Source organism: Vibrio sp. B1FIG11 (genome assembly GCF_905175335.1).
Taxonomy (GTDB): Bacteria; Pseudomonadota; Gammaproteobacteria; order Enterobacterales; family Vibrionaceae; genus Vibrio; species Vibrio campbellii.
In genome coordinates this window covers 2,018,932-2,045,724 of the sequence record NZ_HG992752.1, presented here as the reverse complement: position 1 = coordinate 2,045,724, position 26,793 = coordinate 2,018,932, and the positions used below count along the sequence as shown (strand labels likewise).

Annotated in this window: 23 protein-coding genes and 2 pseudogenes; 18 read left to right on the top strand and 7 right to left on the bottom strand. The window is 45.7% G+C overall.

All coding sequences use genetic code 11. The features are described 5' to 3' along the window. Window positions 1–6 precede the first annotated feature (6 nt). The 10 genes and pseudogenes from KHO06_RS25765 to KHO06_RS25720 all read left to right on the top strand — a co-directional run bounded on the left by KHO06_RS25765 (window position 7) and on the right by KHO06_RS25720 (window position 12,273). Window positions 7–1,703: pseudogene (locus KHO06_RS25765) on the top strand (alpha-amylase family glycosyl hydrolase). 10 nt (window positions 1,704–1,713) lie between these two features. Next, window positions 1,714–2,313 carry a fructose PTS transporter subunit IIA gene (locus KHO06_RS25760; RefSeq protein ID WP_212582878.1) on the top strand — a complete coding sequence of 200 codons (600 nt, stop codon included), beginning with the start codon at window positions 1,714–1,716 and terminating at the stop codon, window positions 2,311–2,313. 151 nt (window positions 2,314–2,464) lie between these two features. Beyond that, window positions 2,465–3,658, top strand: coding sequence for a mannose-6-phosphate isomerase, class I (gene manA, locus KHO06_RS25755; RefSeq protein ID WP_212582877.1), 1,194 nt, complete (start codon window positions 2,465–2,467; stop codon window positions 3,656–3,658). Window positions 3,659–4,125: 467 nt separating this feature from the next. Further along, window positions 4,126–4,926, top strand: coding sequence for a tyrosine-type recombinase/integrase (locus KHO06_RS25750; protein ID WP_005429132.1), 801 nt, complete (start codon window positions 4,126–4,128; stop codon window positions 4,924–4,926). Window positions 4,927–5,317: 391 nt separating this feature from the next. After that, entirely contained in the window at window positions 5,318–6,052 is a 735-nt protein-coding gene (locus tag KHO06_RS25745) for a helix-turn-helix transcriptional regulator (protein ID WP_005429134.1), read from the top strand. A gap of 332 nt (window positions 6,053–6,384) precedes the next feature. Then, window positions 6,385–6,918, top strand: a complete 534-nt coding sequence (locus tag KHO06_RS25740) for a fimbrial protein (protein ID WP_005429136.1) — start codon at window positions 6,385–6,387, stop codon at window positions 6,916–6,918. A gap of 68 nt (window positions 6,919–6,986) precedes the next feature. Next, window positions 6,987–9,452, top strand: a complete 2,466-nt coding sequence (locus KHO06_RS25735) for a fimbria/pilus outer membrane usher protein (RefSeq protein ID WP_212582876.1) — start codon at window positions 6,987–6,989, stop codon at window positions 9,450–9,452. 17 nt (window positions 9,453–9,469) lie between these two features. Continuing rightward, window positions 9,470–10,225 carry a molecular chaperone gene (locus KHO06_RS25730; protein WP_005429140.1) on the top strand — a complete coding sequence of 252 codons (756 nt, stop codon included), beginning with the start codon at window positions 9,470–9,472 and terminating at the stop codon, window positions 10,223–10,225. Then, window positions 10,225–11,265 carry an adhesin gene (locus KHO06_RS25725; RefSeq protein ID WP_212582875.1) on the top strand — a complete coding sequence of 347 codons (1,041 nt, stop codon included), beginning with the start codon at window positions 10,225–10,227 and terminating at the stop codon, window positions 11,263–11,265. Before KHO06_RS25730 ends, KHO06_RS25725 begins: the two co-directional genes overlap by 1 nt. Window positions 11,266–11,277: 12 nt before the next feature. Continuing rightward, the gene (locus KHO06_RS25720; protein WP_212582874.1) at window positions 11,278–12,273 is read left to right on the top strand and encodes an OmpA family protein; all 996 of its coding nucleotides are present in this window, start codon (window positions 11,278–11,280) and stop codon (window positions 12,271–12,273) included. Window positions 12,274–12,385: 112 nt separating this feature from the next. Here KHO06_RS25720 and KHO06_RS25715 read toward each other — a convergent pair whose 3' ends face one another. After that, window positions 12,386–12,772 (bottom strand): DUF2541 family protein, encoded by a 387-nt coding sequence (locus tag KHO06_RS25715; protein ID WP_005429145.1) that lies wholly within the window; start codon window positions 12,770–12,772, stop codon window positions 12,386–12,388. Window positions 12,773–12,897: 125 nt separating this feature from the next. Between KHO06_RS25715 and KHO06_RS25710 the strand changes: the two are divergent. Both KHO06_RS25710 and KHO06_RS25705 read left to right on the top strand, forming a co-directional pair. Continuing rightward, window positions 12,898–13,050 (top strand): annotated as a pseudogene (locus tag KHO06_RS25710) (VOC family protein); the annotation flags it as partial. Between the two features lie 163 nt (window positions 13,051–13,213). Next, entirely contained in the window at window positions 13,214–13,930 is a 717-nt protein-coding gene (locus KHO06_RS25705) for a GntR family transcriptional regulator (protein WP_212582873.1), read from the top strand. Window positions 13,931–13,983: 53 nt separating this feature from the next. On the opposite strand, the gene KHO06_RS25700 is transcribed toward KHO06_RS25705, so the two are convergent. Beyond that, window positions 13,984–15,183, bottom strand: a complete 1,200-nt coding sequence (locus KHO06_RS25700; RefSeq protein ID WP_005429150.1) for an enolase C-terminal domain-like protein — start codon at window positions 15,181–15,183, stop codon at window positions 13,984–13,986. Between the two features lie 286 nt (window positions 15,184–15,469). On the opposite strand from KHO06_RS25700, the gene KHO06_RS25695 reads away from it, so the two are divergent. The 4 genes from KHO06_RS25695 to KHO06_RS25680 all read left to right on the top strand — a co-directional run bounded on the left by KHO06_RS25695 (window position 15,470) and on the right by KHO06_RS25680 (window position 19,882). After that, entirely contained in the window at window positions 15,470–16,876 is a 1,407-nt protein-coding gene (locus tag KHO06_RS25695; protein WP_224726968.1) for a PTS transporter subunit EIIC, read from the top strand. Window positions 16,877–16,949: 73 nt separating this feature from the next. Then, a complete protein-coding gene (locus KHO06_RS25690) occupies window positions 16,950–17,915 on the top strand; it encodes a sugar kinase (protein ID WP_079401513.1) in 966 nt (321 codons plus the stop codon). Between the two features lie 16 nt (window positions 17,916–17,931). Next, window positions 17,932–18,561 (top strand): bifunctional 4-hydroxy-2-oxoglutarate aldolase/2-dehydro-3-deoxy-phosphogluconate aldolase, encoded by a 630-nt coding sequence (locus KHO06_RS25685; RefSeq protein ID WP_212582872.1) that lies wholly within the window; start codon window positions 17,932–17,934, stop codon window positions 18,559–18,561. 196 nt (window positions 18,562–18,757) lie between these two features. After that, entirely contained in the window at window positions 18,758–19,882 is a 1,125-nt protein-coding gene (locus tag KHO06_RS25680; protein WP_212582871.1) for a carbohydrate porin, read from the top strand. A gap of 80 nt (window positions 19,883–19,962) precedes the next feature. On the opposite strand, the gene KHO06_RS25675 is transcribed toward KHO06_RS25680, so the two are convergent. Both KHO06_RS25675 and KHO06_RS25670 read right to left on the bottom strand, forming a co-directional pair. Further along, a complete protein-coding gene (locus tag KHO06_RS25675) occupies window positions 19,963–20,406 on the bottom strand; it encodes a polymer-forming cytoskeletal protein (protein ID WP_077201366.1) in 444 nt (147 codons plus the stop codon). Next, on the bottom strand, window positions 20,310–21,263 hold the full coding sequence (locus tag KHO06_RS25670; protein ID WP_038890476.1) for a M23 family metallopeptidase: 954 nt from the start codon (window positions 21,261–21,263) through the stop codon (window positions 20,310–20,312). The genes KHO06_RS25675 and KHO06_RS25670 overlap by 97 nt, the downstream gene beginning before the upstream one ends. Before the next feature lie 96 nt (window positions 21,264–21,359). Between KHO06_RS25670 and KHO06_RS25665 the strand changes: the two genes are divergently transcribed. After that, window positions 21,360–21,539, top strand: a complete 180-nt coding sequence (locus tag KHO06_RS25665) for a hypothetical protein (RefSeq protein WP_212582870.1) — start codon at window positions 21,360–21,362, stop codon at window positions 21,537–21,539. Between the two features lie 182 nt (window positions 21,540–21,721). Beyond that, window positions 21,722–23,455 (top strand): hypothetical protein, encoded by a 1,734-nt coding sequence (locus tag KHO06_RS25660; RefSeq protein WP_212582869.1) that lies wholly within the window; start codon window positions 21,722–21,724, stop codon window positions 23,453–23,455. Window positions 23,456–23,540: 85 nt separating this feature from the next. On the opposite strand, the gene KHO06_RS25655 is transcribed toward KHO06_RS25660, so the two are convergent. The 3 genes from KHO06_RS25655 to KHO06_RS25645 form a co-directional block, all read right to left on the bottom strand. Then, on the bottom strand, window positions 23,541–24,725 hold the full coding sequence (locus KHO06_RS25655; RefSeq protein WP_212582868.1) for a multidrug effflux MFS transporter: 1,185 nt from the start codon (window positions 24,723–24,725) through the stop codon (window positions 23,541–23,543). Then, window positions 24,722–25,351, bottom strand: a complete 630-nt coding sequence (locus KHO06_RS25650; protein ID WP_212582867.1) for a recombinase family protein — start codon at window positions 25,349–25,351, stop codon at window positions 24,722–24,724. The genes KHO06_RS25655 and KHO06_RS25650 overlap by 4 nt, the downstream gene beginning before the upstream one ends. A 192-nt stretch (window positions 25,352–25,543) precedes the next feature. Beyond that, entirely contained in the window at window positions 25,544–26,551 is a 1,008-nt protein-coding gene (locus KHO06_RS25645; protein WP_038890472.1) for a LacI family DNA-binding transcriptional regulator, read from the bottom strand. Window positions 26,552–26,793: the final 242 nt, after the last annotated feature.

Here is a 26,793-nt window from a genome sequence, read left to right as displayed (position 1 = left end):
AGAATCATGATTGCTAATTCGATTTACAATAAAGTTGCCAAGCTATATGGCGAGGCCAGCGCGACAGAAATTACCGATGATATTCTTGCTCTAATGAAAAAGTGGCAAGACAAAGCACCGCAATATCAAAATTGGGTGGACCAAGGTACCTCTTACTTGATCACCTATGGCGACAGCTTTTCTGCTCAAGCGGAACCCACGCTGGCGACGATGAAGACATTCGCTGACCGCCACTTGAAAGGGGCATTGAGCAACATTCATATTTTGCCAATGTTCCCTTACACCTCGGATGATGGTTTTAGTGTGGTTGATTACCGTCAGGTGGATCCTAATCTCGGTAATTGGGAGCAATTGAATGCACTATCTGAGAACTTTGACCTGATGTACGACTGTGTCATCAACCATATCTCTAAGAGCAGTGATTGGTTCCAAGGTTACCTAGCGGGTGATGCTAAATACCAAGACTACTTTGTAGAGTCTGATCCGAGCCTTGACTATTCAAGTGTAACGCGCCCCCGTGCGTTGCCGCTCCACACTCCGTTTAGCAAGGCGTCGGGTGAGACTGTACATGTGTGGACGACTTTCTCGGACGATCAAATCGACATTAACTTCCACAGCCCGAAAGTGCTTTTAGAAAGCATCGATATCTTGTTGATGTACGCGGCGAACGGTGGACGCTCGATTCGTCTTGATGCGATTGGTTTTATCTGGAAAAAGCTCGGAACCACATGTATTCACCTAGAAGAAGCGCATGAAATCATCAAGCTATGGCGAATCATTCTGGATGAAGTGATGCCAGGGGCATTGTTGATCACTGAGACCAATGTGCCGCACAAAGAGAATGTATCCTACTTTGGGGCTGGCGATGAAGCGCACATGGTTTATCAATTCCCACTGCCGCCATTAACGCTGCACGCTTTGATGAGTGAAAATAGCGAGACATTGACGCAATGGGCGACTTCGCTGACAAATGAAGCGATGGCGCGACTCGCCCAAGGTGATAAAACTACGTACTTTAACTTCCTTGCTAGTCATGATGGGATTGGGGTTCGCCCAACGGAAGGCATACTGACGGATGAAGACCGCCAAATGATGTGCGCGCAAGTCGAGCGCAAAGGCGGTCGAGTGAACTACAAAATAACGGTGATGGAACCCAATCGCCTTATGAGCTGAATATTAACTACCTCAGTGCGATTACCGAGCCGACTGACAGCATTGACGACAAAGCGAAGAAGTTCATCGCAGCTCAATCTATCTTACTGTCATTCATCGGTGTACCCGCGATTTATTACCACAGCTTGTTGGGTAGCGAAAATGATGTGCAAGGTATGCTCGATTCAGGGATTAACCGACGCATCAACCGTGAAAAATTGGATTTATCTAAGCTAGAAAGTGAGTTGGCAAATGAAGACTCTCTGCGCTCAAAAGTATTCAAGTCAATGACGCACTTGTTGAACCTTCGTCAGCAATACGCCGCATTTTCACCACAGGCTTCGCAACAAGTCTTGAATTTGGGTGATGGTATCTTTGCATTGCAACGTGGCGATGGTGAAGAAGCCATTCGATTTGCGGTTAATCTGACATCACAAGCTCAAGCTGTTGTGTTAGCGGATTCTGGCTTTGACCTGATTAGTGAACAGTTGATGCCAACAGAATTTGAGTTGGCGCCGTACCAGTTTGTTTGGCTGACACAGCAAAAATAAGGAACACATCATGAAACTTGCCCAACTTACAACTCCTGAGCTGATCATGCTTGATGCTGTGTTTGAAGATCGCTTCAGCGCCATCAATGCACTGACGGACAAGCTTGAACAAACAGGCAAACTTACTAATAAAGCACAATTTCTTGAAGCGGTATTAAAGCGCGAAGAGGAGGGACCGACGGCCCTCGGAGAATACTTAGCCGTGCCTCATGGCAAGTCAGAGGCAGTGAAAGAGCCCGTCTTCGCATGTGCATTTGTCAAAGATGAGCTGATGTGGAAAGGTCTAGATGGTGATGAACCAGTCAACATGATTTTCTTGTTAGCGATTCCGCCAGCAGAGGCGGGGTCGACACACATGGAGGTGCTCACTACGTTGACTTCATCGCTGGTTGATGATGACTTCCGTGACCAGTTACTCGCTGCGCGCACTACTCAAGAGATCATGGCGCTATTTGGAGAAGATGATGCTGAGAGCGAGCCTCAAGTTACTCAATCAGAAGAAGAGACGGCGCAACAGGATAATGTCGCAAAAGACATCAGCCATATTGCTTACCCGGTAGTACTAGGCGTTGGTGTCATCATCTCGGCATTTTTGTTCTTACTGCTTTAATCGAATCGTTGGCTGGTGGATCTTATGAAGCCAGCCAAATCAAAGAGGGAAAAGTCGCAATGTAGATTTGCAACTTTTCCTCGTTGTGTATCCCTCGTTTTAAGTCACGCTCATTTTGAGTGGGGGTTCGTACATCCAAAATTTCGCTGATATGAAGAAAAATCTATTTAAACTAGAGAATGTTATCCAAAATTACGCCTGGGGAAGCCAATCTGCGCTCACCGAGCTATTCGGTATTGAGAATCCAACATCTCAACCGCAAGCTGAACTTTGGATGGGGGCTCACCCCAATGGCTGCTCGCGATTGGTCGGCTCTGAATTAACCTTGGCACAACTTATTGAGCAATCTCCGACGCATGCGCTTGGGGACTACACAGATCTGCGCTTCGGTCAGTTGCCATTCTTATTTAAAGTATTGGCTGCCGCTAAGCCGCTCTCGGTCCAAGTGCACCCTAAGTTGTCTAAAGCAAAAATCGGTTTTGAGAAAGAAAATCGCGTTGGTTTGGCACTTAATGACTCGGCTCGCAACTACAAAGATGGCAACCACAAACCAGAGTTGGTTTACGCACTTACTTTCTACAAGGCGATGAACGGATTTCGTCCGGTTGAAGACATCATCTCTTTGTTTGAGCAGGCGAGAATCACGGTTCTTAAACGAGCGTTGGAGCAGCTTAAAGCATCTGCTAATGAACAGGGATTAAAGTGCTTCTTTGCTCGGGTTATGAGTTTAGCGGGGGAGGAGAAATCACTTGCGTTAAAGCAATTAAACCAAGCCATAAGCGCACCTTGCCGAACACTGAAAGCTCGGGAAGCGTTTGAGCTAATTCGTGAGTTTGCTACTGAGTTTAGTGATGACGTTGGTCTGTTCTCTCCACTCATGTTGAATATTGTTGAGCTAGAGCCAGGTGAAGCGATGTTTCTTCATGCTGAAACGCCGCATGCTTACGTTCAGGGTGTTGGCTTAGAGCTGATGGCTAACTCTGATAATGTGCTTCGCGCGGGCCTCACACCAAAGCACATGGATTTACCTGAGCTGATGGACAACACTCGTTTTGAAGCCACCGAATTGGAAAAGATTCGTCTCTCTCCTATTGTGAAAGAGCACAAGGTGGGGTTCCCTATCCCTGTCGAAGATTTTAACTTTGAATTGCTTTCGTTATCCCATAAAGCACTGACGGAGTTCGTCCGTGGGCCAGAGATTCTTTTTTGTTTGCAGGGAGAGGTCTGCGTCATTAGCCAAGGGGAACACGTGACCTTGCAGGCTGGGGAGTCTATATTTGTTTGCTGCGCGGCACAGCAGTATCAAATATCTGGAAGCGGGCAGTTAGCGAGGGCTTTCAACTAATCGAAAAACATCGAGAACAACACTTAGTAGGATCTGTTCTCTTGCAGCAGATCCTACATAAACCACGCCTTAAGCCGTGTGACCTTCCTTCCATAACCTTCCTCTTTGCGCTTGATCACAAAAATACACCAACTGCGTCACCGAAATGCCGTTCATATCACCAAATAAACCGCCATCTTTTTGATAAAAAAGTCAGTATGGTTAGCAAATTAGATCATTTATCAAACTAAATTATGGATTTAGCCATCAAACCACCATTGTGAGTAATTGAAAACGAGTTGATATAGTCGTTAGAGTGAATACGAATGGGATGGCATTCGGCGAGCCATTGTTAATTTGTGTTATTAAATAAATATACCCCATCGTTTTTATTGAGAACATGTTATTAGGTACAGTTCTTATTTGGGGTGTTTATGTTTGCTTGGTCTATATTTTAAATATAAATGATTATAACGGAAGGTATATGCATGAGTACTGTGCAAGCAATTAGCGATAAGCGCGTTGTAAAGAAAGCAGAAAAATACCTTAAGCGTCATCATGACGAAGTTTATTGGCTGATATGGCGAATAGGCATTGAAACGGGATTACGAATTACCGATATCACCAAGCTGAGCTACGACAATATTAATTTTGAATCTGGTGAAGTGACAGTAATTGAGAGTAAAGGGACACTTGCTCGTCAAGCTAGAGCGCGTCATAAAGTACTGAAAAGCGTTAAAAATGAATTGCTCAACTATTACAAACGTGATCATGCGAAGCTGTTGTCTGTTTACGTTTGTGATTACCGGAACATCGTTGATCTGGTCCCTCGCAGCTGGAAGCACAGTATTGAAGTGAGATTGGAAGAAGCGACAAAGAGCGCACCGGTCAAAAAGCGAGTGGCTTATCTCAGTTCACGAACCTTGACCGCGCTGAAAAAGCGTCGAAAGTTATGGCAGGGCAAGGACAGCGGCCTGATTTTTTCACGGGCGACGTTAGCCAGTAACCGAGCCAAAAGGCAACGTGGCGTTATCTCAAGGCAAGCTTGTTGGCGCGTATTCTCGTGCTTATCTTGCTGCATTGAGGAGTTACGTCAGCACAAAATTGGGTGTCATAGCTTACGTAAAATCTTTGCTCGTCACCTTTATCATTCCAGTGATATGGACATCGGCTTGGTTGCCACCATCATTGGGCATCAATCGGTCTCAACCACACTGAGGTACATAGGAATATCCGATGAAGATACCAGGCGGGCGCAATTGCGGCTGTTTGACTACTTCTTTGCTTAGCTAATCGCAAAACCATTTACCCACCTTATACATTGAGGAAGCCAGAGCGACCTCAGGATTTCTAGTGCCTTGCACCTTAAACTCTCACAATTAGGGGGGATTTTTCACGCCCATTTATTGGGTATTTCTATGGCAATCCATTCGTTTTCTATAGAAAACTGATTGCTCTTAGCAAAACGCTTCCGCAATACGGTATTCGTTCTTTACCATTGAATCAAAATGCTTTTTTGAGTCTTTCCTTTTATTTTTCAGGAAGATGACCTCAACTAACTTGGGGCATATTCTATCTTTCGTGAACTTCAAACGTACAGAGCATGTCCATATTGCCTAACTTTTGCATGCCTATTTAACTGCTTGATTCATAAGTCAATTAAGGCATTTGGAGGTAAAGGTGGAGACGAACTTTTCTCAACACCTTCGAATCACACGAAAACGCAGAGGGTGGTCACAGAGAGAGTTAGTTGAACGGCTACGTCATTTCCCTTTCTCCTTGTTTGTCGGTTTGGATGTTAACGCATTATCTCGCTGGGAGAGCGAGAAGGTACAACCAACGGCAGAGCGTATGGTTCAAATTCTAAGAGTGCTTGAAAACAGTGTAGATGAACTCAAATCATGCTGCTTTCCTAACAAACCTCAGTTGATAAAAAGGTTTGAACGTTTTCGCTATGGAAACTATGGCTTGGTTCATCTTCCTGAGGGAAATGGAAAGTGGCGGCGTTTGAATGAAAAGGGCAGTGGGCGTCAGTTTTTAAAGCAACTTTGCGCTATCACCGAATATGAGCGGTTTTTAAGTGGCAGAGAGCTCACAGAGCAATGGTCAGTGGCTGGGTGTGCCTTGGCGTCCATCACCTATCGAGTGGAAGGGGATGCATTCATTCTCATGCATTCAGAGAGCCTTACCTACTTGGCTTTACTCTCTTCAATAGAGCGCTTAATTGAGCTTTTGTACGCGAGTCGAGCTCGGCTTTTTTTGATGGTGGCACCAGAGAAGAAGGCGCTCAAAAAAGCCAGGGTTCTTCAGTTGGAAGAGGTGAGTGCAAAGACAGGAGTGTTTTCTGCGGGGGCAGATTACGTCTTAGGCGAGCTATTAACACTCCGCTCTTGGAACCACTCAAACAACGCTTAATTTTCACGGAGTAGATACTGAGTAATAACTATCTTCGAGTAAACGTTTAATTGGATGAATGTGAAAGGGAACAGATAAATAAATTATAGGCTCATGACAAGAATACCTTAATTTCTTGATGAAAAGGAGCGATCAGCCTAGGGAGAAATTAATGGTTTAGATTTAAGTATATTTCACGCTAACCAAAAATAATCAAGTTTGTATCTTTATACAAATACATCGATTTGGAAATAATATTATTCCATCCGCATATTAATTAAAAACCAAATTGCACACATAGGAAATAGTGATTTCTTATCTGCATTTATTCGCTAAAAACACGGGATTTAAAAATGAAAGCTAAATTCATTCGCTCATCAATCGCAGCAACTTTTCTTTTTGGACTAATGTCTGCAACACCTGCTTTGGCAGAAAACACGACTAACGTTTACTTTAAAGGTGAAATCGTAGAATCAGCATGTGGTCTATCTCCAGACAGCATCGACCAGACGATCCAACTTGGTCAACAGCCTACACACATCTTTAAGGCGAAAGGCGATCGCTCTACGCCAGTGCCTTTCCAAGTGAAGTTGACGGATTGTGATACGAGTGTGGCAACAACAGCACAATTCACATTCGATTCTAACCCAGATACAACCGGTAACCTATTCAGCGTAGAAGGCGGCGCGACGGGCATTGGTGTGCGTATCCTTCACGATGGTAACCCAATCAACAACGGTGACGTAGCGGCAAGCAACGTACTGATCGACGGCACAAACATCGCGTCGTTCTCTGCGGCATATGAAGCGAACGTAGACGTGACAGCAACGCCTGTAACTGCTGGTGTTGCAGAATCATGGGCGCTATTACGCGTGACTTACCTATAAGCGGTTGCTGAGAGAGCTTTGGCGTTTTGCCAAAGCTCTCGTTCTAATAAAAAACACTGGTTGATAAAATGCGTCGTCATTTACTCGGTTTAATAATTGTACTTTCCTTTCCTTCTTTTTCTTACGCGACCAGCTTCAATAATTATTTTATAAGAAGTGAAAACAGTGTCGATTTAAGCAAGTTTTCGAATGCGAACTTTGTGGAAGACGGTAAATATGAGCTAGAGGTTTATATTAATGGAGAGTTCTTAACCAAAGAAAATATTGTCTTTAATAACAATAAACCCTGCATCTCAGATGCATTAATGAACAGTCTTCCTCTAAGCGAACGAGGATATAAAGTCTATAAAGAAAACGCGATATCCGTCGGTGACGCAGTATGCTACCAACTTGAAGAAGTTGGCTATACCAAGGTGGCATCGGATCTTGGTAAAGCTCGCTTAGAGATCACCACGCCTCAAGAATACATCGCCAATGAGTACAAATACGGCTTTGTCCCAGATCGTTTGTGGGATGATGGTATTGCCGCGCTCTATCTGGATTACAACGTTAACTACTTTTCTAGCCAACAAGACGATGAAAACGGTTGGAATGATGACCTATCCACCTATGGCATTGTGGGGCTAAATGCTGGAGCGTTTCGCTTCCGAGCAAACTATCAAGCTTCCAACAACTATTCGGGTGAATTCACCTCACTGTATGGCTATGCGCCGATCCGCAGCATTAAGTCGAAGTTGACGTTTGGTAATACTCAGTTTGGTTCGGACGTTTACGACTCGTTCCAGATGACGGGCGTGCGCCTGCAAAGCGATGATCAAATGTTGCCATCGAACTTGCGTGGCTACTCTCCGGTTGTTTCTGGCACGGTCAACACCAATGCGGTGATCACTATTCGTCAGCAAGGCAATGTGCTTAAAGTGGTGAACGTAAATGCAGGCCCGTATCTGATAGATGATCTCTCACAAGCCTCTCAAGGTACGTTGGATGTCGAAGTCAAACAGGCTGATGGTACGATTCAACGCTACCAAGTGAACGGTGCGGACGTCACGTATCTGACGCGACCAAATCACCTACGCTACAGCCTTTCTGCGGGTGTGCCGGACAGTGACTCTTACGAGATCACGCCAGAGTTCTTTTCTGCAGAAGCGTCCTATGGTGTGAACAACTACCTGTCGCTGTTCTCTGCGACACTGCTGTCTGAAGATTATCAATCTTACACTATCGGTAGTGGTATCAACCTAAATTACTTGGGCGCAGCTTCCTTCGATATCTCTACTGCGCAAGCCAAGTTGGGTGATGACAGTGATGCATCTGGCTTGTCTTATGGCTTTACCTACAACAACACCTTGACCGATTTCGGCTTGGGTTTGCGTGTGGCTGGTTACCGTTTTTCTGAAGAGCAGTACTACGAATTTGATGAATATTTAAGGTCCTATGATGACCACACTTCGTCCATCATCTATGCCGCGAACAACAACCGTAAAGATGAAAAGTACATCGCGCTGACTCAAAGTTTTGGCTCAACCAGTGCGTACGTCTCTTACTCCTCAAATAACTACTGGGACGATCGCCGTGACAGTTCTCGTTACGACATCAATATATCGCATCCGCTGAAGATCAACGGGATCGACTTGTACTTGACGATGAATCTCTACCAGTCGAACGACTCTTACCTGAGCTACGACTACGAGTCGGGTATTAATGAGTACTCGCCGAGTATCGATGAAAAAGGTTGGTCGCTGGGAATTTCTATCCCTATTGGTGGCAGTAACTCTGTCTCAGTACAAACCAACTCTCGAGGTGGAGACTACTCTCAAAGCCTTGCTTACTCGGGCTACAACAACGATGACGGTTCGAACTATCGCGTTGCTTACGATGTTTATGAAGGTGAATCCAACGGGGTAAGTGGTAACTACAATCGCGACTTCTCGTTCATGTCCACTTCTGTTGGTGGCAGCTACAAAACCAATTCATACAGCCAAGTGAATGCCAACGCGATGGGCACGGTGTTGCTTTCAAAACATGGTTTGGCGTATAGCGCACTTAACTCAGGCACATCGCGCATTCTCATCGATTCGAATGTACCAAACGTCACCATTAACGGCAGCAACAACGAAGAAACCAATGCGTTTGGCTTGGCGTTGATTAACGGTGTGACACCTTATCAAAAGAGCTACAACACCATCGATTACAAATCACTGCCTGATGATGTTGAGGTGCTTGGAAGCGTGAAAAGCATGGTGCTGACCGAAGGCGCGATTGGCTATCAAAAAATTAAAGCACGTCAGGGCAGTAACTTTATGGCGCGCTTGCTAAGCGAACAAGATATTCCATTTGGTGCCTTGGTTTTTGATGACGAACTTGATCAAGAGATTGGCATTGTTGGGCAAGACTCAACGGCTTATCTGGTCGGCGTCAATCTCGATTCACAGATCAGTGTGAGTTGGGGGGATAACCAAAGCTGTCACTTAGTCATTGATGACTCGATTCTGAATAGTCAAGAAGTCATCCGTTCCGTTCATTGTGATAACTAATTAGTAGTTGAGAAATTATGAAAAATTCAATTTTGGCCATCCTGTGTTGTTTGATGGTCTCAGCATCAGCGAATGCTGCATTGGCTCTAGACCGAACTCGTGTTGTTTATGAAGGCGACTCGAAGGTGGAAACGGTAAGAATTAAAAACCCCGCCGACATTCCATTCTTGGCGCAATCTTGGTTGACGGACATGGATGGTAAGGATGTAGAGGACAAATTCATCGTTGTCCCACCGGTGTTAAGGATTGAGAGTAAAGATTACGCCATGTTGCGCATCAAGTCGTTACCTACTGCCTCTCAATTACCTCAAGACAGAGAGACGGCTTACTTCTTACATGTTCGTGAGGTGCCACCTTCTGAGGATGAGAAAAGTGCTGATGAAAAAGCCGACACGGCCACTGGTTCTATCCAAATTGCGATTGAATCGGTGATCAAGTTCTTCTACCGACCAGCGAGCCTGAACAAGATTAAGCGTGTTGATAAAGCGGTAGCTAGCGCGACCAAAATTAAGCGAAAAGGCAGTAATAAAATCGTCTTAGAAAACGGCTCGCCATTTTATGTGACCTACTCGGAGTTACTGGTGGGCAAATCGAGCAAAGCCGCGGGATTTAAACCCGTGATGCTAGCGCCGTTTACCAGCAGAACGTTGAAAGTAGAAAAAAGCGACCGATACGAACTAAGCCATATCAATGATTATGGCGCTACAGTAACGAACACGTTCTATTGCAACTCGCAAGATATCTGTACAGCTAAAGACGAAAGTGAGGGGTAATGATGAGAGCGTTATTTCTAACACTTTGTTTGCTTGTTACGGGGCTCTCCGTTGCTCCCAATGCGTGGGCGTTAGCCTGCTATAGCACAGAAGCCGGTGGTAGTTTTGGTGGTAGTGGTCCTGGTGGTGTAAGTAGTTTCTACATTGACCCTTCTGCATCGGTACCCATTGATGCCCCTGATGGGCAAGTGGTATGGCGTGGCCCGTCTCAAACGGTGAATGTTACTTGCTATAAAGATGCGACGAATTTCCCTCACCTGAAGGATTTCCCCGAACAAGTGTTCTTTTGGCCTGGTAAAACGGGTGATACCGTCGTCCCGAATATTCCCGGTATTAAGGTGGGGTTTCGATATGAAGGCCGAGATATTTATGGCGTAAAAACGGCGGTCGATGGCTTTAGGGTTCCTGAGTGTGGTGCTAGCGAAGATAACAACGCCTGTGAATCGCGCACTAAAACTTCCAAAACCATTACATACCAGCCCATCATTGTTACGGGGCCGGGGGACTTCTCTGGATATAGCGCGCCGGTCAACATTTTCCAGTTAGATGGGGAGTTGGGCTACAACGGTGCGTATGCGAACTACCGCAGCGTGATTCAGAACATGGACATTCTTAAGCCTTCTAAATGTTTGGTTGAGCTGGAGATCAAGAACAATAACATCGACTACGGGCGCATTGGTGTAGACGATATTGTGCAAACCGAGCCTCGTCCTCTCACTATTATCGTTCGCAACTTAAAGTACGGAGCCGATTGCCCATCCGTTAAGCTGCGTGGCTATTTTGATAACGTTCGTGATCTGACCAACCGATCTTATGTCCCTGTCTTTGATGAAAGCGGCAAAGAAATCAAATCCTATGGCATCAAGCTGTACACCCCAAGTGGTGAAGAGGTGCAACTTAATGAGCCTGTCGGTGATGGCTATGAAGTAGAGCAAGTCGGCTATGACCGTTATCTTGCCAAATTGGTGCCTTTTGACTCTGACAATATCAAGAAAGGGAAGTTTGAAGGAATGGTGGTGTATACCGTTTCTTACTTATAGGGGGGAAGGCTTGTGAATTACAAAAATACGATTTTGTTCGCGCTGTCTGTATTCGCGCTTACTCCGGCTTTTGCCCAAGAGGCTCGGCAAGTCGAGGAACCTGAGAAAGGCGTAATCGATACCTTGGTATCAAATGGTTTGTACTTTCAAATAGGAGGTGGGCTTGCCCAGTTTCAGGACGAACAGTACAAACACGATAACGACATCACCAGTTTGAAATACAGTTTGGGTATCACGACAGAACCTTTAGATTATGAGATAGGTTATCGCAGCTTATCGGACGGCAATGGTTTTGACATGAAAGGCTTGGATATTCTCGCCAAACACAAATGGTCATTATGGCGCGATGGCGGGTTAATTGCTGGTGTGGGTGGCTACGTCTACAACGCAGACATGGATAAACCTCAGTTGGATTCACCGACAGAAACCAGTGGTGTGGCACCGTATCTATCGGTGGGCGGTTACTATGCTCTGAGTGAGTTTATTGATGTTTCTGTCCAATTCGACAATTTATTCAATGTGAGTGTGCTCGATCAGAACTATGACAAGAAAGATACCAAGCAGTTACGTCAGGTGAATTTGTCTCTGGTGTTGCATCCATGGTCAAGCAGCAGCTATGACCCTCAACCAATCGAGCACATAGAAGACGCACCTGAAGAGCAAACCGTGATTCTCGCTGAGAACAGTCCGGTTTACAGCTACGATGACGCATCATTGAATCTGCAAATGGAAACGCAACTGATGCAAATGGCAAGTCGCATTGCTGAACTGGAAAGTTATGAAGTGGTGGTAACTGGAGGAGCCGATAGTAAGCCTGCGTATTTGGAGCACAATACTCGTTTAGCAGAAGAGCGAGCGAAAGTGGTCGCTGACTTCTTGATTTTACATGGCGTGAAAGCGGAGAACATTCGTCTTGAGACGTCTGTCATCGAACAAGAGCGCAGTGAACAAGACGCGCGGAAAGTGGAAGTGATGGTGAACGGAACTGAATTGGTTTCACCGCAATAACGACAGTAAGAGCACTCTAACCACAAATAAAAATCCCTCACCAATCGGCGAGGGATTTTTTGTATTCGGTAAGGATGAGGTTGGTTTTCATCCCTTTTGAATCTCGTAACGATTAATCGTTCTTTTCTTTACCGTAAACGCGAACGCCCGCTTTAGAGCCTTCAGAGTTACCGTAAACTTCGATGTTTTTCACACAGCGGCGGTAACCAAAGTAACGCCAATCTGTCATCTTGTCTTTCTTCAAATCACGGTGGAAGCGAATGGTTTTCTCATCACCGTTTTGGAAGCGTACAACGACCTTTCTTAATTCTAGGTCTTTCTCTGCTTTTACTTTGATCGCGTTAGTGTTGCGGCAAATCACCATCGGGATTTTTGCAGCTAGGTTACCGTGCTCAAGCAAGATAGTACGACCTAAAGTAAATTTATCGTCTGCATGTGCAGGAGCGATAAGTGTTGTTGCAGCCAATGCTGCCGTGATAATAGCGGTATAAATTTTCATTCAAATAATCACAAAAACACAGGAGCGCGAATCATAGTCGAGAGGAATGAAAAACAGCTAGCAATATTTTTCCTTGTGAATGAAATTTCACACTCCGCTGACTTTGATTGCATAAATGTGAGAATTTTTCTTGTGAAGATTGTGCGGTAGAAGAATCACGAGTGTTAGCCGCAGGTGGTAGCATTCAATCGCCAAAGATGTCGATAGGGGATTATGGCTTTATCACATTGGCGTTTGATACTGAGGGCAACCTATTTGGCCTTCACTCCAATAAGTGATGATTGGGTAGTTAGGGGCATGATGCTGTCCTTTTAAATCGTCATAAATACATAAAATAATCTGCGCACATTCTCTATTTTGTCTCTAAGTTTCGGTATTTGGATTATATTGATAAGTAAAAGATGGTATAAATTACCCATTGTCGATAATAATTGAATGCTTATGAAGAAATACGAAGAATTGGTTCAAGATATCATCAGTAAAATTTGCCAGAACGTCATTGATGTGAAGTTACCGTCTGAGCGTGAATTGGCGGAAAAGTATGATATTTCTCGTTTTTCGGTACGAAAGGCGCTGTCCAAACTTGAAGCGATTGGCATTGTGAAATCCAAAGTGGGTTCAGGTTATTTCGTTAATACCTCAATTATTGGCTCGCCACTCATCTATAACTCTGTCACTGAAAATAAATTTGGTGAGATCTCATACAAGAAGATAAAACTGAATAAACGTTTACCCACTACGCATGAAATGCAGATGTTTTCTATCGAGGAAGATGAATACCTGTGGAATATTAAACGGCTGCGATTAATTCAGGGTAAAGTGACACAGATTGAGGAAACAAAATTACCCGTAAGTATGTTTCCTAAAATAACCGACGAGATTATTGAGAGTTCATTGCAAAAACACGTATTGTCTCTAGGCTTAGAAATCGACAGTTATTTAACGAGTTATCAAGCAATTAACGTGTCAAAAGAAGATGCATATTTACTCGATTGTAAACGCAATAGTTCAGCAATGAATATTACTAATCGAGGGTTTTTAAAAACAGGTGAAGTCTTTGTGGTGAGCGATATTATTGATATTAATTACCAGTGTACTTATCACACCAAGTTTAACCCCGAGAGTCTTAATTATCGAGATCAAAACGACCGCGAATAGCGGTCGTTTTTTTTAGGTCTGCATTTAAAGCCGTCGCTAGGACAAACGAAGCTTTAAGGGGTGTGAATACTGCCGTCTGGCAAGCGGCTTTGCGTCCACTCATGTGGGCGGTACTCAACAGGGAAGTCTTGCGCTGCTTCGCAGTCCATCTCCACACCGATACCTGCAATTTCAGATGCGTATAGATAGCCGTTGATTGGCTCCGCCGCATTCGGGAATACGCGTTGTGTATTGGCTTTGTATTCCACATGCTCTTGAATCGCAGCGTTGTGCAGATGCACATTTAAGTGAGTATTCACTGCGGCGCCAATCGGCGTCATATCTGGTGGGCAATGCCAAGCAATGCGAACGCCAAAGCTCTCGCAGAAGTGACCGAGTTTCAGTGCTGGCGTGATGCCACCGATTTGCGACACGTGGCAACGGATGAAGTCGACACGGCGATTGATGATCAATGCCTTCCACTCTTCAGGGTTGTTAAACAGCTCGCCCAGCGCCAGAGACACGCTCGATTGATTGCGAATATTATCCAACCATTCCGTTTGGCTTGGCGGCAAAATATCTTCAATAAAGAACGGGTTATACTGCTCGACTTGTTTTGCGAATTGAATCGCTTGGTTCGGGAACAAACGCTCGTGCACATCGTGAAGAATATGGAATTGCTTGCCATATTTCTCACGCAGGTTTTTGAACATTTCTACCGTGTTTTCAATATATTGGTCTTGGTCGTAGTAAGAGCCTTGGGTTGGGTTTTGTGCCGTCTGAATATTTTCTGGCACACCACCGTAAAAGCCTAATTGACAACGAATATGTTGATAACCTTGCTCTAAGTATTTATCGACTTGCTCATACAAACCTTCCATCGTGTCGCTGGTAGCATGAGTATATACTTGAATAGCATCACGAGACTTACCACCAAATAATTGATGAAGCGGCATATTAGCTAATTTCGCTTTAATATCCCAAAGTGCCATATCAACACCAGAAATAGCATTGTTGATCACAGGACCATTGCGCCAATATGCATTGACCATCATCATTTGCCACAGATCTTCAATATTATTTGCATCTTTGCCGATTAATAATGGCTTAAGGTATTCATCAACCATGGTTTTTACGGCCAATGGTCGTTGTTGGAATGTCGCACAACCATAGCCCGTTACACCAGATTCTGTTTCTACAATAACAGTAATCAGGTTATGTCTGTCCGGTTTGGTAATCACGCACTCAATATTTGATATGGTATTTTTGTTCACTTCAAACTATCTCTGGTTAACAGGATTTATTTTATATAAGCGTGAAAAAATACAAATTACAAGCGGTAAATTATGCTTAAATTTAACTGGTTCGTTCCTGTTTTGAATTCGGCAAGAAAAACGAACCAATTGGCTAAAAATGCCGAAAATTTAATTTTTAGTCTTTTTAGTGTGAGTTTTATCACTAATTTGTCGATTGGATAAATATGACCAGTAGCTAAGATGAGCGCAGTGAATGAGCAGACAAAGCACATAGGAAAGTATGATGCAATTGACACAAACAAACATGGCAACTGGCGACGCGTCGTCAGGCAAGGCAGACAGCTTTAGCATGAAACTACAAGAATTGGTCGCAGCACTTGGCGGCAACGAGAACATTGCTAACATCACCCACTGCATGACCCGCTTGCGTTTCAAGCTGGTGGACGAATCGAAAGCCGACAAAGCAAAACTGGAAGCCATTCAAGGCGTAAAAGGCGTGGTGCTTGGTCAAGGTCAAACCCAGGTGATCATCGGTGTTGACGTTGAAAAGTGGTACTTAGCGCTGTCTGGCGCGAGCGCTGCACCGGAAGATGCAGAAATCGAGCAAGAGAAAGGTAAGCTATTCCAAAACGCAATGCGCGTGGTGGCGGGTATCTTTGGTCCTGTCGTGCCTGCGATTGCGGGTTCGGGCATGTTGATGGGGCTGCTATCGGGCTTGATTGCGACCAACGTGATTTCAGAAAGCTCGGATACGGTGTTCTTCTTCCGTTCGATTTCTCTCGCGGTATTTTTCTTCCTACCTATGTTAGTTTCTTTCTCTGCGGCGAAAGTGTTTAAAGTGAACGAATACATTGCGTTAGCAGTTGCTGCAGCAATGATGTCGCCTAAGTTATTGGAAAAAGCGACCATTCTTTCTGAAGCAGGAAACACCCCAGAGCTGAACGTATTTGGTGTGATTCCAATTGAGCTGCTTAACTACGGTGGCGCGATCGTGCCTGCGATTCTAGCGGTTTGGGTACTGTCCAAAATCACCCCTATGGTAGATAAGTTAGTTCCTGCTTCTGCCAAACCGGTATTCACGCCGCTACTTGCTTTCACAGTGACGTCAACGGTTGTGCTATCTGTTGTAGCCCCAGCGGGTATGTGGCTAAGTAACGGTGCAGGTTGGGTAGTGAGCTCACTATTAGAGGTCTCTCCAACACTGACGGGCTTCGTGTTTGGTTTGACTCGTCCAATCACCATCGTATTTGGTATTCACCACAGCATGACACCAATCAGCTTGAATAACTTCGCGCTGTACGGAAAAGATTTGCTGATGCCGATTATGTGTCTGGGTAACCTAGGTATTGCAGGCGCGACGATGGCGATTTGGTACAAGCAACGCAAATACGCAAGTAAAGAGCAGTCTTCAGTGACAGTGAGCTCAGGTGTCACCGCTATTCTTGGTATCACAGAGCCAGCGCTATTCGGCGTACTGACTAAGTACACCAAAGCACTATTCATGGCGAGCTTAGCAACAGGTATCGTTGGCGCGATTTCAGTGACTATCGATACTCACTTAACAAGCTACATCCTTTCTTCGGTATTCAGTCTGCCAGCTTACTTGGCAAGTGGTACTCAGAACTTTATTCAAGCGGTATTAGGCGTGATTGGTGTGTTTGCACTGTCGTTCGCAATGACCATGATGTTCGTACGCATCGATAACAAGTAATCCTTTCTTCTCTCTATGTAGACCTGTCTTGTCTCACATCGACAGGTCTGATCAGCATGCTTAAGAAACCGTTATGAAGACAATCGCAATACTTGGGGAATGCATGATCGAGCTGAACGGCAAGCCGTTTGGTGACATGCAACAGACGTTTGGTGGTGACACTCTTAACGCTGCGGTTTACCTCAGTCGTTCTTGCCAAGCCTTAGGTGCATCACAACCAGTGCAGGTGCAATACGTGACTGCCATGGGTACAGACCCACTGAGCAATGGCATGGTTGCACGCTGGCAGCAAGAAGGTGTTGGTACGGATTTCGTTTTGACAGACGAAACGCGTACCCCAGGTTTGTATCTGATCCAGTTAGATGACCAAGGCGAACGCACCTTCCTTTATTGGCGTAATCAATCGGCTGCACGTTACTTGCTCCAACACGCTCAGTTTGAACGTGTGGCGGAGTCACTCAAGCAGGTTGATATGGTGTTTGTGAGCGGCATTAGCCTAGCTATTTTGCCTGAGCAAGATCGTATCCAACTGGTTGAGCTTTTGAGTCGCTTACGAGAATCCGGCGTTGAGATTGCTTTTGACAGTAACTTCCGCCCGGCCCTTTGGCCGCAAGATAAATTGCAGACCGTGCAAGCATGTTATCAAGCCATGTATCAAACCACGGATATGGCGCTAGTGACTTTTGATGATGAGCAGCTTATTTGGGGAGATGTGACGGCTTATGGCACGATCAAGCGTTTGCAAGCCCAAGGGGTGAAGAATGTGGTGGTCAAGCTCGGTGCAGAAGGCTGTTTAGTTGCAGATACAGATCAACCTGCGCCTTATTCAGTGGCGACGACACCGGTAGAAAATGTCATCGATACCACATCGGCAGGCGATTCATTTAATGGTGGTTTTCTCGCGACGTACTTGTCTGATGGCAACATCAAACAAGCGTGTATGAATGGGAATACCCTCGCAGGCACCGTGATTCAACACAAAGGCGCCATCATTCCACGATTGGCAACCAATGCGGCCGTTGCTCAGTTCAAAAAATAGATATACAGGAAACCACATGTCGAATTTAAAAGCTCAATTGAAAGCGTTAAAAGTGATCCCAGTGATCGCCATTGATCGCGCAGAGGACATCATCCCACTGGGTAAAGTGTTGGCAGAAAACGGTCTGCCAGCAGCCGAAATTACGTTTCGCTCCGATGCCGCTGTCGAGGCCATCCGTCTATTGCGTGAAGCGCAGCCAGACATGCTAGTTGGTGCTGGCACGGTGCTTAATCGTGAGCAAGCCATCGCAGCCAAAGAGGCGGGTGCGACTTTTGTTGTCTCGCCGGGCTTTAACCCAAACACCGTTCAGGCTTGCCAAGAAATTGGTATTGATATCGTACCTGGTGTGAACAACCCAAGCGCAGTTGAAGCGGCGTTAGAAATGGGACTGACAACATTGAAGTTCTTCCCGGCAGAGGCTTCTGGTGGCGTCAATATGGTGAAAGCACTGTTGGCCCCTTATGGTGATGTAGAAATCATGCCGACTGGGGGTATCAACCCTTCGAATATTAAAGACTACCTAGCCGTGCCGCGCGTGCTGGCATGTGGCGGTACTTGGATGGTCGACAAAAAACTTATCGAAGCGGGTAAGTGGGAAGAGTTGGCTCAGCTGACGCGCGAAGCGGTCGCGCTGGTCGCCGAGTAACGATACCACTTGTCACGATATACAGTTGCGACTCTAAATTTGGTCTAGCCCCGGAGCTTGGGGCTAGCCACGAAATCTAACTTCTAAAAATAAACCAATTTCTCTAAGCCTTTCTTTTCAAGAAGAAGGGGCGGGGTTTGCTGTCTCTGAAATCAGCACTTTTACACAATAAAATCTAATACATATAGGGTTTAACATGAACAAAGCACTGAAACTATCTCTGAGCGCTATCGGCGTATTCTCAGCACTATCGGCAAATGCGGGCATCAGCATTGTCGACAACGAAGAAGGTAACTTTTCTATCGGCGGTGACGTTGAATTGAACTTCAACTATCAAGATCGCGAGTCGAACGATTCTGGTGATCAAGAATTCAACCAAGATGGTCGCGTACTGATCGAATTCGCGGGCGAGAAGTTCACCAGTAATGGTCACTACGTTGGCGTAAAAGCACAGCCTCTGTTTGAAAGCACGGGTGACGTAAACCTTGATGATGCATACTTCGAGTTTGGTAAAAAAGACAGTTGGGCAATCAAAGCAGGTCGTTTTGAAGCTTATGATATGTTCCCTGTTGGTTTGGATGTATTCCTAGAGTACTCAGGTGATACCTCTAACGAGCTTTACACAGATGGCTCGGCTTACACCTATCAAATGAAAGAAGCGCGTGGCCGTGGCTCTGATGGTCAGCTGATGTACAGCCAAAACTTTGGCAATCTATACTTGGAGCTGAGTACAATGATCGGTGATCGTTCAGATCTTTTCCATGAAGGTACCGATGGCGGAACATACCACGGTCAAGCCATTACAAGCAGCAAAGACTCCTTCTTAGTACGCCCTGTTGTTGCATACCAGATGGGTGATTTCAGCCTAGCGGCATCGATGGAAACCAACCTTGTTTCTGATGCTGTAGTGACAGACCAAGGCGTCGACATTTCTGATCGTACCGGCTACGGCTTAACGGGTAACTGGACTAGCGGTGATTGGTCTGTGAATGCAAACGTGGCTTACCTAGATGCGGTTGACGAAAACAACTTCTCAACAGGTGTTAACGCACTTTGGAAAGGGCTAGGTATTGGTTACGTTTACGCGATGAACGAATACGAAAACCAAGAGATTCAAGGCTGGGCAGAAGGCGATGTGAAGGTATCTACCCTTTACGCTTCTTACGAGTTTACGGACGTACTAGAGGTAGAGAACTTCTCAGTGCTACTGGGCTCTTACTACACAACCGTTACCAATAATCTTGATGCAACTTCGTCAAGTGAAGCGTTCAAAGAAGAAGACGATTTCGGCGCTCGTGTTCGCCTGTTCTACGAATTCTAATTTGGTCTAGCGCAAGCATAGCAACCACTCAAAAGGGCACATTCCGTGCCCTTTTTCTCGTCTATATTTAGCACTTTTATTTATGCAGTTTTGCGATCTGATGACTTGTCCGTTTTTGCTGTTGTCTCTCTCGCTTCAGTAGACTTATCTTTTAGCGTCACGACTTCTTTTTCTGGCAGTTCTGCGGCTTCTCCGAAGAACTTACCACCCGGCTCAATACTTAGATTGTTGCTCCAAATTTTGCCACTGACTCGGCCTTTTGCTAGCACTTGAATGTGTTCTGCATGGCAGTTTCCATCCAGCAAGCCATTGACGATCAGTTGTTTAGCGTAGATGTCGCCTTTAACACGGCCGCTTTCTGCTACGACCAATGTGCCTTCGACATGCAACTGACCTTCGATGATGCCATCAACCTGTATGTCACTTTCTACTTTGAGTTCTCCGCTAACAGAACAGCCTTTGGCGATGAGAGTTGAAGCTGATGAGCCACTCGTTGTTCCACGGTTTTGATTAAAGATTCCCATCGTATTCTTCGCTCCTTGGTAAAAATGTCTTCAAAATCATTGAGGTGCCAATCCACGAATGGCCTCGGATCTAAGGCTCGTCCAATAAATCTCACCTCGTAATGAAGGTGAGGACCGGAAGAGAGCCCGGTATTGCCTGAAATGGCGATGAGCTGCCCTTTTTTAACAAACTCACCCGTTTTAACCTTGAACTCTTTTAAGTGCGCGTAAGCGCTCGAAAAACCAAATGAATGCTGTAAACGCAACAAGTTACCGTAACCTTTGTTACTTCGACGGGCCGCTTCTACAACGCCGTCGGCAGAGGCATATACTTTGGTGCCAGTGTTAACTGCAAAGTCGAGTCCTCGGTGCAGCTTGGCCTGCTTGGTGACAGGGTGAATACGCTTGCCAAACCCCGATGAAAGGCGTGCTTTACCCACTGGAGAGCCGCTAGGGATTTGGTTTAGCATCACCATTCTGACATTGGACGTGATCGCGGCGGTATCAAAGCGCGCATCTAGACTTTCAGTGTTGGATTCGTTGGCGACACCGAGTACTTTCTCCAACTCGCCCAAACGTTCAGAAACAAGTTGGACGCGCTCTTCTCGTTCAGAGAGGTCGTTCTCAAGCTCTGACTTCAGTGTTTTTAGCTGACTTAACTCTTGTCCCATATTGCGTGAATGCTCGGATAACTTTGCTTGTTCAAGCACCGCCTCATCCACTTGAGAGTAGAGGTGATTCACCAACATCGCTGTCGCTGCTAACCCCAAGGCGAATACCGCCAAGCACGTTTTAAAGTTACGCTGCATGGCTTTGCTGAAGTACCAATGCTTAGAGCCATTGATGGTCGAGATAGAAATAGTCAGCTGGTCTTTCATGGCAATATATAGGGCAATAATGGTGCGATATTCGTTATTGATAGCTCTGACTGTAAGTAAAAGCACCGTCGTCTTCTAGAGGAGGAATAGACGGAAATGTCAGGTCGTGAGCTGTTTTCAGACAATAAAGAAAAGTTTGCAAATGGATTTAATAATGCACTGAATTTGGACGGTGGGGTATGGCATCTCATTATTTTTATTGAGCTACTTGCTAATAGTGTGGCCGCGGAATTTAACTTACTTCACGGTTCGTCTTATAAATGTTGGATATTTTAAGAAATTGATATTCAGCAAATTGATAACTTTGTTTGTGCGTTTATGATGGCGTTGCATGCAAATAAATACCTGAATACTGGAATGAAGTTTCTCATCCTTTCAAAGCGTTTATTTAAGGCTTAATGCTTACTCAAACCAGCAGGTTGGTTTGGGGAAATAAAACCAAGACAACGGAGTTGGTCGTGAAAAAATTATTATTAGCTACTGCAGTGGTCGCAGCAGCCGGTGGTGCCGCATATGTGTACCAAAACAATCTTGCCCAAGGTGAATCTTCAAGCTCGCTACTTGCTCAAGTGCCTGCTGATACCTTGTTGATTACCTACCAAACGGAACCTTTTAATCACTTCGAGTACATGAATGCGTTCGGTACATCACAGCAGCCACCAATGGGAGAGTTGTTTTCTGAAGAAGAGCTGACTCCTGGTTTAGAGTTTGCGGTTAATTTCTTGGATGCGTATATGGCAGCGGCGTCTTCTCCTGAGAGCTTAAAAGCCTTCTTGGGTACGGGCGATATGGTCAACCCAATCATGTACACCCTAGGCCTTGTTCCTGTTTATAAAGTGCAGTTGGAAAACCCTGCAGCGCTTTGGAAAACGCTGGATGATCAAGAGCAACTGGCGGGCATTCAACATGAACTTGTGAAGCTCGATACCGTGGAGTTCCGTCGCTATGAGCTAACGGATTCGCAAGATCCACAACTGGGTATTGGCCTTGCGGTGGCAGTGGTTAACAACGTACTGACCGTGACTTTCGACATTCCTGAACTTGGTGTTGAAAACCCACTTAAACTGGCATTTGGTCTAGAAGCTCCGAAGAGCAGCATCGTTGATTCTGGTCGCCTCGAAGCGGTGCAAACTAAGTACGGCACGAACAACAACTCATTCGGGATTTTCGACATTCGTGAGATCATTAAAGGTCTAACGACACTTGATGGCAACCGAATGGCGCGCCAACTTAAGAATGTCGATTCTGACCCAACTTTAGAGCAACTGCGTTCTCCAGCTTGTCATACCGAGTTTACTCAAATAGCAAACAACTGGCCGCAGATGGTGGCGTTTGGAGAGTACAGCTCTGGTGATGACAAAGCTCGCCTAAATGGTAGCTTTGTTGTTGAATCGAAGAACCAAGTGATCCTTGAGGCGCTGCAATCTATGCGTGGCGTATTGGCAGAATCCAACGGTGAACAGAGCATGTTTAGCGTGGCATTAGGCCTAGACGTTGCTACTCTGGCTCCTGCGATTGGTAAGATCTGGACAGATTTAACCACGCCTGAATACCAATGTTCGCTTCTGGCACAAGCGCAAAATGAAATGCGTGGTCAAAACCCAGCTCCGGCGATCAGCATGGGTGCTGGTATGGCAAATGGCCTGAAAGGCTTGAGCATGGAAATGTTCGGCCTAGATGTGAACATGAATGGCCAATACGGACCTGAGCTAGGTCAGGTGGATGCGATCTTGTCCATCTCAGCAGATGATCCAAACATGTTGCTGCAAACGGCACAAATGTTCATGCCTGAACTAGCGCAGATTCAGATCCAACCGGACAACCAACCGGTGAATATTGGCGGTCTGCTTGAACCATACGCAGGTAAACCAATGGACGTGTTTGCTCGTCTCAACGGCAGTCACTTAACGCTTTACAGTGGTGATGCGTCAGCAGCAGCGAGTGAGAAAGTTATGGCTCAGCCGCTAACAGCGAATGGCCTATTGAGCTTCACTATGGATTCGGACCGCGTATTAGAAGTGATTGAAACGGCATCTCAAGTGTCTGGCGAGCCAGTACCAGAAGACGTGAAGATGAGTCTACAAGGTGAACTTATCGGTGGTATGTCTTTGGATGTAACCAAAGATGGCATTGCGTTTGACTTTGACTACACAAGCTCAACCAAGCCACAAGTGAAAGTAGCGCAGCAATAAGCGTGATTCACTGGCTTCAAGCTCGAAGCATTTTTTCATAATCAAAAGGCGACCTCGGTGTCGCCTTTTTTGTTTATCTTGCTGATTATTGCTCTGAACGTTGCTCAGTGGCAAAGCCTCGCAAAACATTGGTTAGTGTAATGAGCGCGAAGACCACAATTACCAATGACAGATGCCACGCTTGGCTTAATCCGAGCTGCACCAATGCCATACTCACAATGGATGACACCACCATTTGGCCGCCGCCCGACATCGCTGCAGCTGCCCCCGCTTGTTTCTTGTATGGCTGCATGACCATGGCTTGAGCACAAGGTAGCGCGATAGCATTGCCTAAAATCATCAACAGCTGGCCAAGCATCAAATACAGCGGCTCAACAGGGCAGAAGAACAGCCATGCTGCGGAACTTACGTGCAGGATTGGCGTGACCAATAGCATCTTTTTTGTGCCGATGATTGGGCGCACACGGTTGCAGATACTGGTGCCGCAAATCATGCCGAACGCCGGAATCAATGCCCACATCGCGTATTGATCGGATGTCATGCCGATTTGGTTTTGCATGATGAAAGGCATCACCGAAACGGTCGTGATCATCAAGCTGAAGTTAAGCCAACCAATACTGGCAAAGCTCATAAAGTAACGAGAAGTCAGTAGGTCACGATATTGCAGCAGCATCTTTTTCGGTGATGGTAAGGCTGAGGTTTGTGTGATGGTTTCTTGGAAGCGAAATACGATCACAGTCCAAGCCAACAATACGTAACCCAACAGCGAGATAAACACCATAGTCCAGCCGAAGTGGGCGTTAATGAAACCACCAATAACAGGAGCAACTAACGGTGTAATAGAAGCAGCCATCGCAATGTAGGACAAAGCGACAGGGAGCTCAGGACCATTAAAACGATCACGAGTAGACGCTCGGGCTAACACCGCGCAACAGCCTGTGCCTAAACCTTGCAGAAAACGACCTGCTACCATGCCAGTGAAAGTGTGGCTTAGGAAGATGATCATCAATAGGCCGAGCATGGCAATCAACAAGCCAGCCAACAGCACCTTTTTTCGGCCCAATGCATCGGATACCGGGCCATAGATAAACTGTGAAGGCCCAAAACCTAGCAAGTAAACACTGACTAACAGCTGAGCTTGGTCGAGGGAAATATCGAAATCTTTCGCGATCCAAGGCAGGGAAGGGAACACCAAGCCCATGCTGAGCTGGCCAACACTGATGATAAGACACGCCAGCAAGATGGTTTTAAATTCGAATGGTCGACTCATGATTTTTCACCATCACCACGGCGACGCAAGCTTCCTTCTTCATCAAAATCATTCAGTTTGGCTTTCACACGTTTGACCGTCGATAGGCTGACTTCACATTGCTCAGCCACGCTCTGTAGTGTGTTTCCTTCCAGAAGCAAGGTCGCAATGTGCTGATGTTTTGCTTTGTCTGCCGGACGACCACGAAACTTCTGTTTCCACATCTCAGGGTTGTCTTTAATTGCTTTACGGCCTTGTGCTGCGGCAAATAGACGGTGTTGAGTTTGTACTTGCCCATAACCAGAAAGCAGAGAGAGTAATGTTTGGGTTTGAACTGAATCTGGCTCAAATGTTAGTGGCTCACAAACGGTTTTGAGGGTGACGCCTTTATCAAGCAGTGTCTGAATTGTGCTCAATGCTTGGCTGAAATCGCGGCCAAAGGCGGTTAGCCACCAAAGCACCACTGTGTCACCGGATTGAGTGGCGTTTAGGAGTTGTTGAAAGGCTTGTCGCTCGGCTGGTGGTGTGCAGCCGCGTACTTTGTCTTCAAGGATTGCCGCCTCTGGAGCACTGGATTTCAGGGCTTCAAGTTGCTCGGGATAAGCTTGGTTTTTGGGTGAGCGGCGCGTATAGATAAAGGTATTCATGGTCGTAAAGTGCCTCTTATGAATGGCTCATATACTGTAATGGTTCATAAATATATATTGGTTCATTAATTCTTACAACACCAAATGAACCATTGGTTCGAAATCTTAGAAGTAGAAGTAAAAGATGATGGGCAAGAGAAATAAGAAATGCGGAAATAAAAAAGCCAACCGCTTGGGTTGGCTTCTCTGGGATTAGGCTTTGGTGGTGCTGCGCTCTATCAATTTGACTGGCACCATCATCTTCACCAAGCTGCTGTTTTTATTGTTGATTTGATCAACGATAATTTTCACACTCTCACGCGCTAGACGACGGAAGTCTTGGCGGAAAGTAGTCAGTTGGTAGCTCAACCATTCCGTTTGTGGAATGTTGTCGAAGCCGATGACTTTCAGATCTTGAGGGATACGAATACCACACTCAATACGCGCAATGTCCATTACCGCCATTGCAAGGTTGTCGGTTGCACAGAACACGGCTTCAGGACGATTCTTATCGGCTAGCATCGCACGTACTTTATCCAGCGAACTTGCGTAGTCGTAGCTCGCTTCAATGATGCGTGGTGTTTTACCCGTTAAGTCTTCAAACTCAGAGCTGAAGCCACTTTGACGCTCGTCGTTGGTAAAGGTTGGCACTTCACCCGTCAGGTAAACCGCGTTTTTCACCCCACTTTCGTGCAGCAGTTGTGCCGCTTGTTGACCAGCTTCGTAGTTGTCACTGATTACGTAACTGCTCTTTGTGCCTTCTACGACTCGCGCGTACTGAACGATAGGGATATTGAACTCTTCACACTCTTCATACAGTGATTTGTTGAAGGTAGCGGAAGCGGCAATGACACCATCTACGCGGTATTGGAAGATGTTCGGGATTGAGTGGTTGTCTTCATCATCCACTTGCCATGGAATCAACACCGCTGAGTAGCCTTGCTTCTGCAATTCACTTGAAATCAATTGAAGTGTTTTCATGTGGATAGGGTAGTCCGCATCTGGGAATACCAAACCGATCAACTTAGATTCGTTGGTGGTCAAGCTACGTGCAAAAGCATTTGGACGGTAGTTTAGGGCTTTCGCGGCTTCGAAGACCTTTTGCTTGGTCTTTTCAGATACTGAGCTGCCCGGAACAAACACACGCGATACAGTAGATTGAGAAACGCCAGCCAGTTTGGCAACGTCCTTCGATGTTACGGTTTGTTTTGCAGGATTCATGTGAGTGGATTCATAAGTCAGTTTAACTGTGACTAGGTTAACACAAATAGGTACGTAGTCATAAAGAGAAATAAATAAGATTGAAGCAAATAAAGGGTTGGGTTGCCTTTGGTGGTGCAATTTGGGTAGTACCCAAGTCGCATTTCATGTTTTGCATATGAAAAAAGCCTTACCCAAAAAAGGTAAGGCTTGCTCTTATTTCCCATTTCCACTAAATCGAATAAGTTACGTAACCGGAATAA

Bases quoted from the DNA above. Each gene is read 5' to 3' on its own strand.
- KHO06_RS25760 (WP_212582878.1), top strand. From the start codon at position 1,714: ATGAAACTTGCCCAACTTACAACTCCTGAGCTGATCATGCTTGATGCT.
- manA (WP_212582877.1), top strand. From the start codon at position 2,465: ATGAAGAAAAATCTATTTAAACTAGAGAATGTTATCCAAAATTACGCC.
- KHO06_RS25750 (WP_005429132.1), top strand. From the start codon at position 4,126: ATGAGTACTGTGCAAGCAATTAGCGATAAGCGCGTTGTAAAGAAAGCA.
- KHO06_RS25740 (WP_005429136.1), top strand. From the start codon at position 6,385: ATGAAAGCTAAATTCATTCGCTCATCAATCGCAGCAACTTTTCTTTTT.
- KHO06_RS25735 (WP_212582876.1), top strand. From the start codon at position 6,987: ATGCGTCGTCATTTACTCGGTTTAATAATTGTACTTTCCTTTCCTTCT.
- KHO06_RS25730 (WP_005429140.1), top strand. From the start codon at position 9,470: ATGAAAAATTCAATTTTGGCCATCCTGTGTTGTTTGATGGTCTCAGCA.
- KHO06_RS25725 (WP_212582875.1), top strand. From the start codon at position 10,225: ATGATGAGAGCGTTATTTCTAACACTTTGTTTGCTTGTTACGGGGCTC.
- KHO06_RS25715 (WP_005429145.1), bottom strand. From the start codon at position 12,772: ATGAAAATTTATACCGCTATTATCACGGCAGCATTGGCTGCAACAACA.
- KHO06_RS25705 (WP_212582873.1), top strand. From the start codon at position 13,214: ATGAAGAAATACGAAGAATTGGTTCAAGATATCATCAGTAAAATTTGC.
- KHO06_RS25695 (WP_224726968.1), top strand. From the start codon at position 15,470: ATGGCAACTGGCGACGCGTCGTCAGGCAAGGCAGACAGCTTTAGCATG.
- KHO06_RS25690 (WP_079401513.1), top strand. From the start codon at position 16,950: ATGAAGACAATCGCAATACTTGGGGAATGCATGATCGAGCTGAACGGC.
- KHO06_RS25685 (WP_212582872.1), top strand. From the start codon at position 17,932: ATGTCGAATTTAAAAGCTCAATTGAAAGCGTTAAAAGTGATCCCAGTG.
- KHO06_RS25680 (WP_212582871.1), top strand. From the start codon at position 18,758: ATGAACAAAGCACTGAAACTATCTCTGAGCGCTATCGGCGTATTCTCA.
- KHO06_RS25675 (WP_077201366.1), bottom strand. From the start codon at position 20,406: ATGGGAATCTTTAATCAAAACCGTGGAACAACGAGTGGCTCATCAGCT.
- KHO06_RS25670 (WP_038890476.1), bottom strand. From the start codon at position 21,263: ATGAAAGACCAGCTGACTATTTCTATCTCGACCATCAATGGCTCTAAG.
- KHO06_RS25665 (WP_212582870.1), top strand. From the start codon at position 21,360: ATGTCAGGTCGTGAGCTGTTTTCAGACAATAAAGAAAAGTTTGCAAAT.
- KHO06_RS25655 (WP_212582868.1), bottom strand. From the start codon at position 24,725: ATGAGTCGACCATTCGAATTTAAAACCATCTTGCTGGCGTGTCTTATC.
- KHO06_RS25650 (WP_212582867.1), bottom strand. From the start codon at position 25,351: ATGAATACCTTTATCTATACGCGCCGCTCACCCAAAAACCAAGCTTAT.
- KHO06_RS25645 (WP_038890472.1), bottom strand. From the start codon at position 26,551: ATGAATCCTGCAAAACAAACCGTAACATCGAAGGACGTTGCCAAACTG.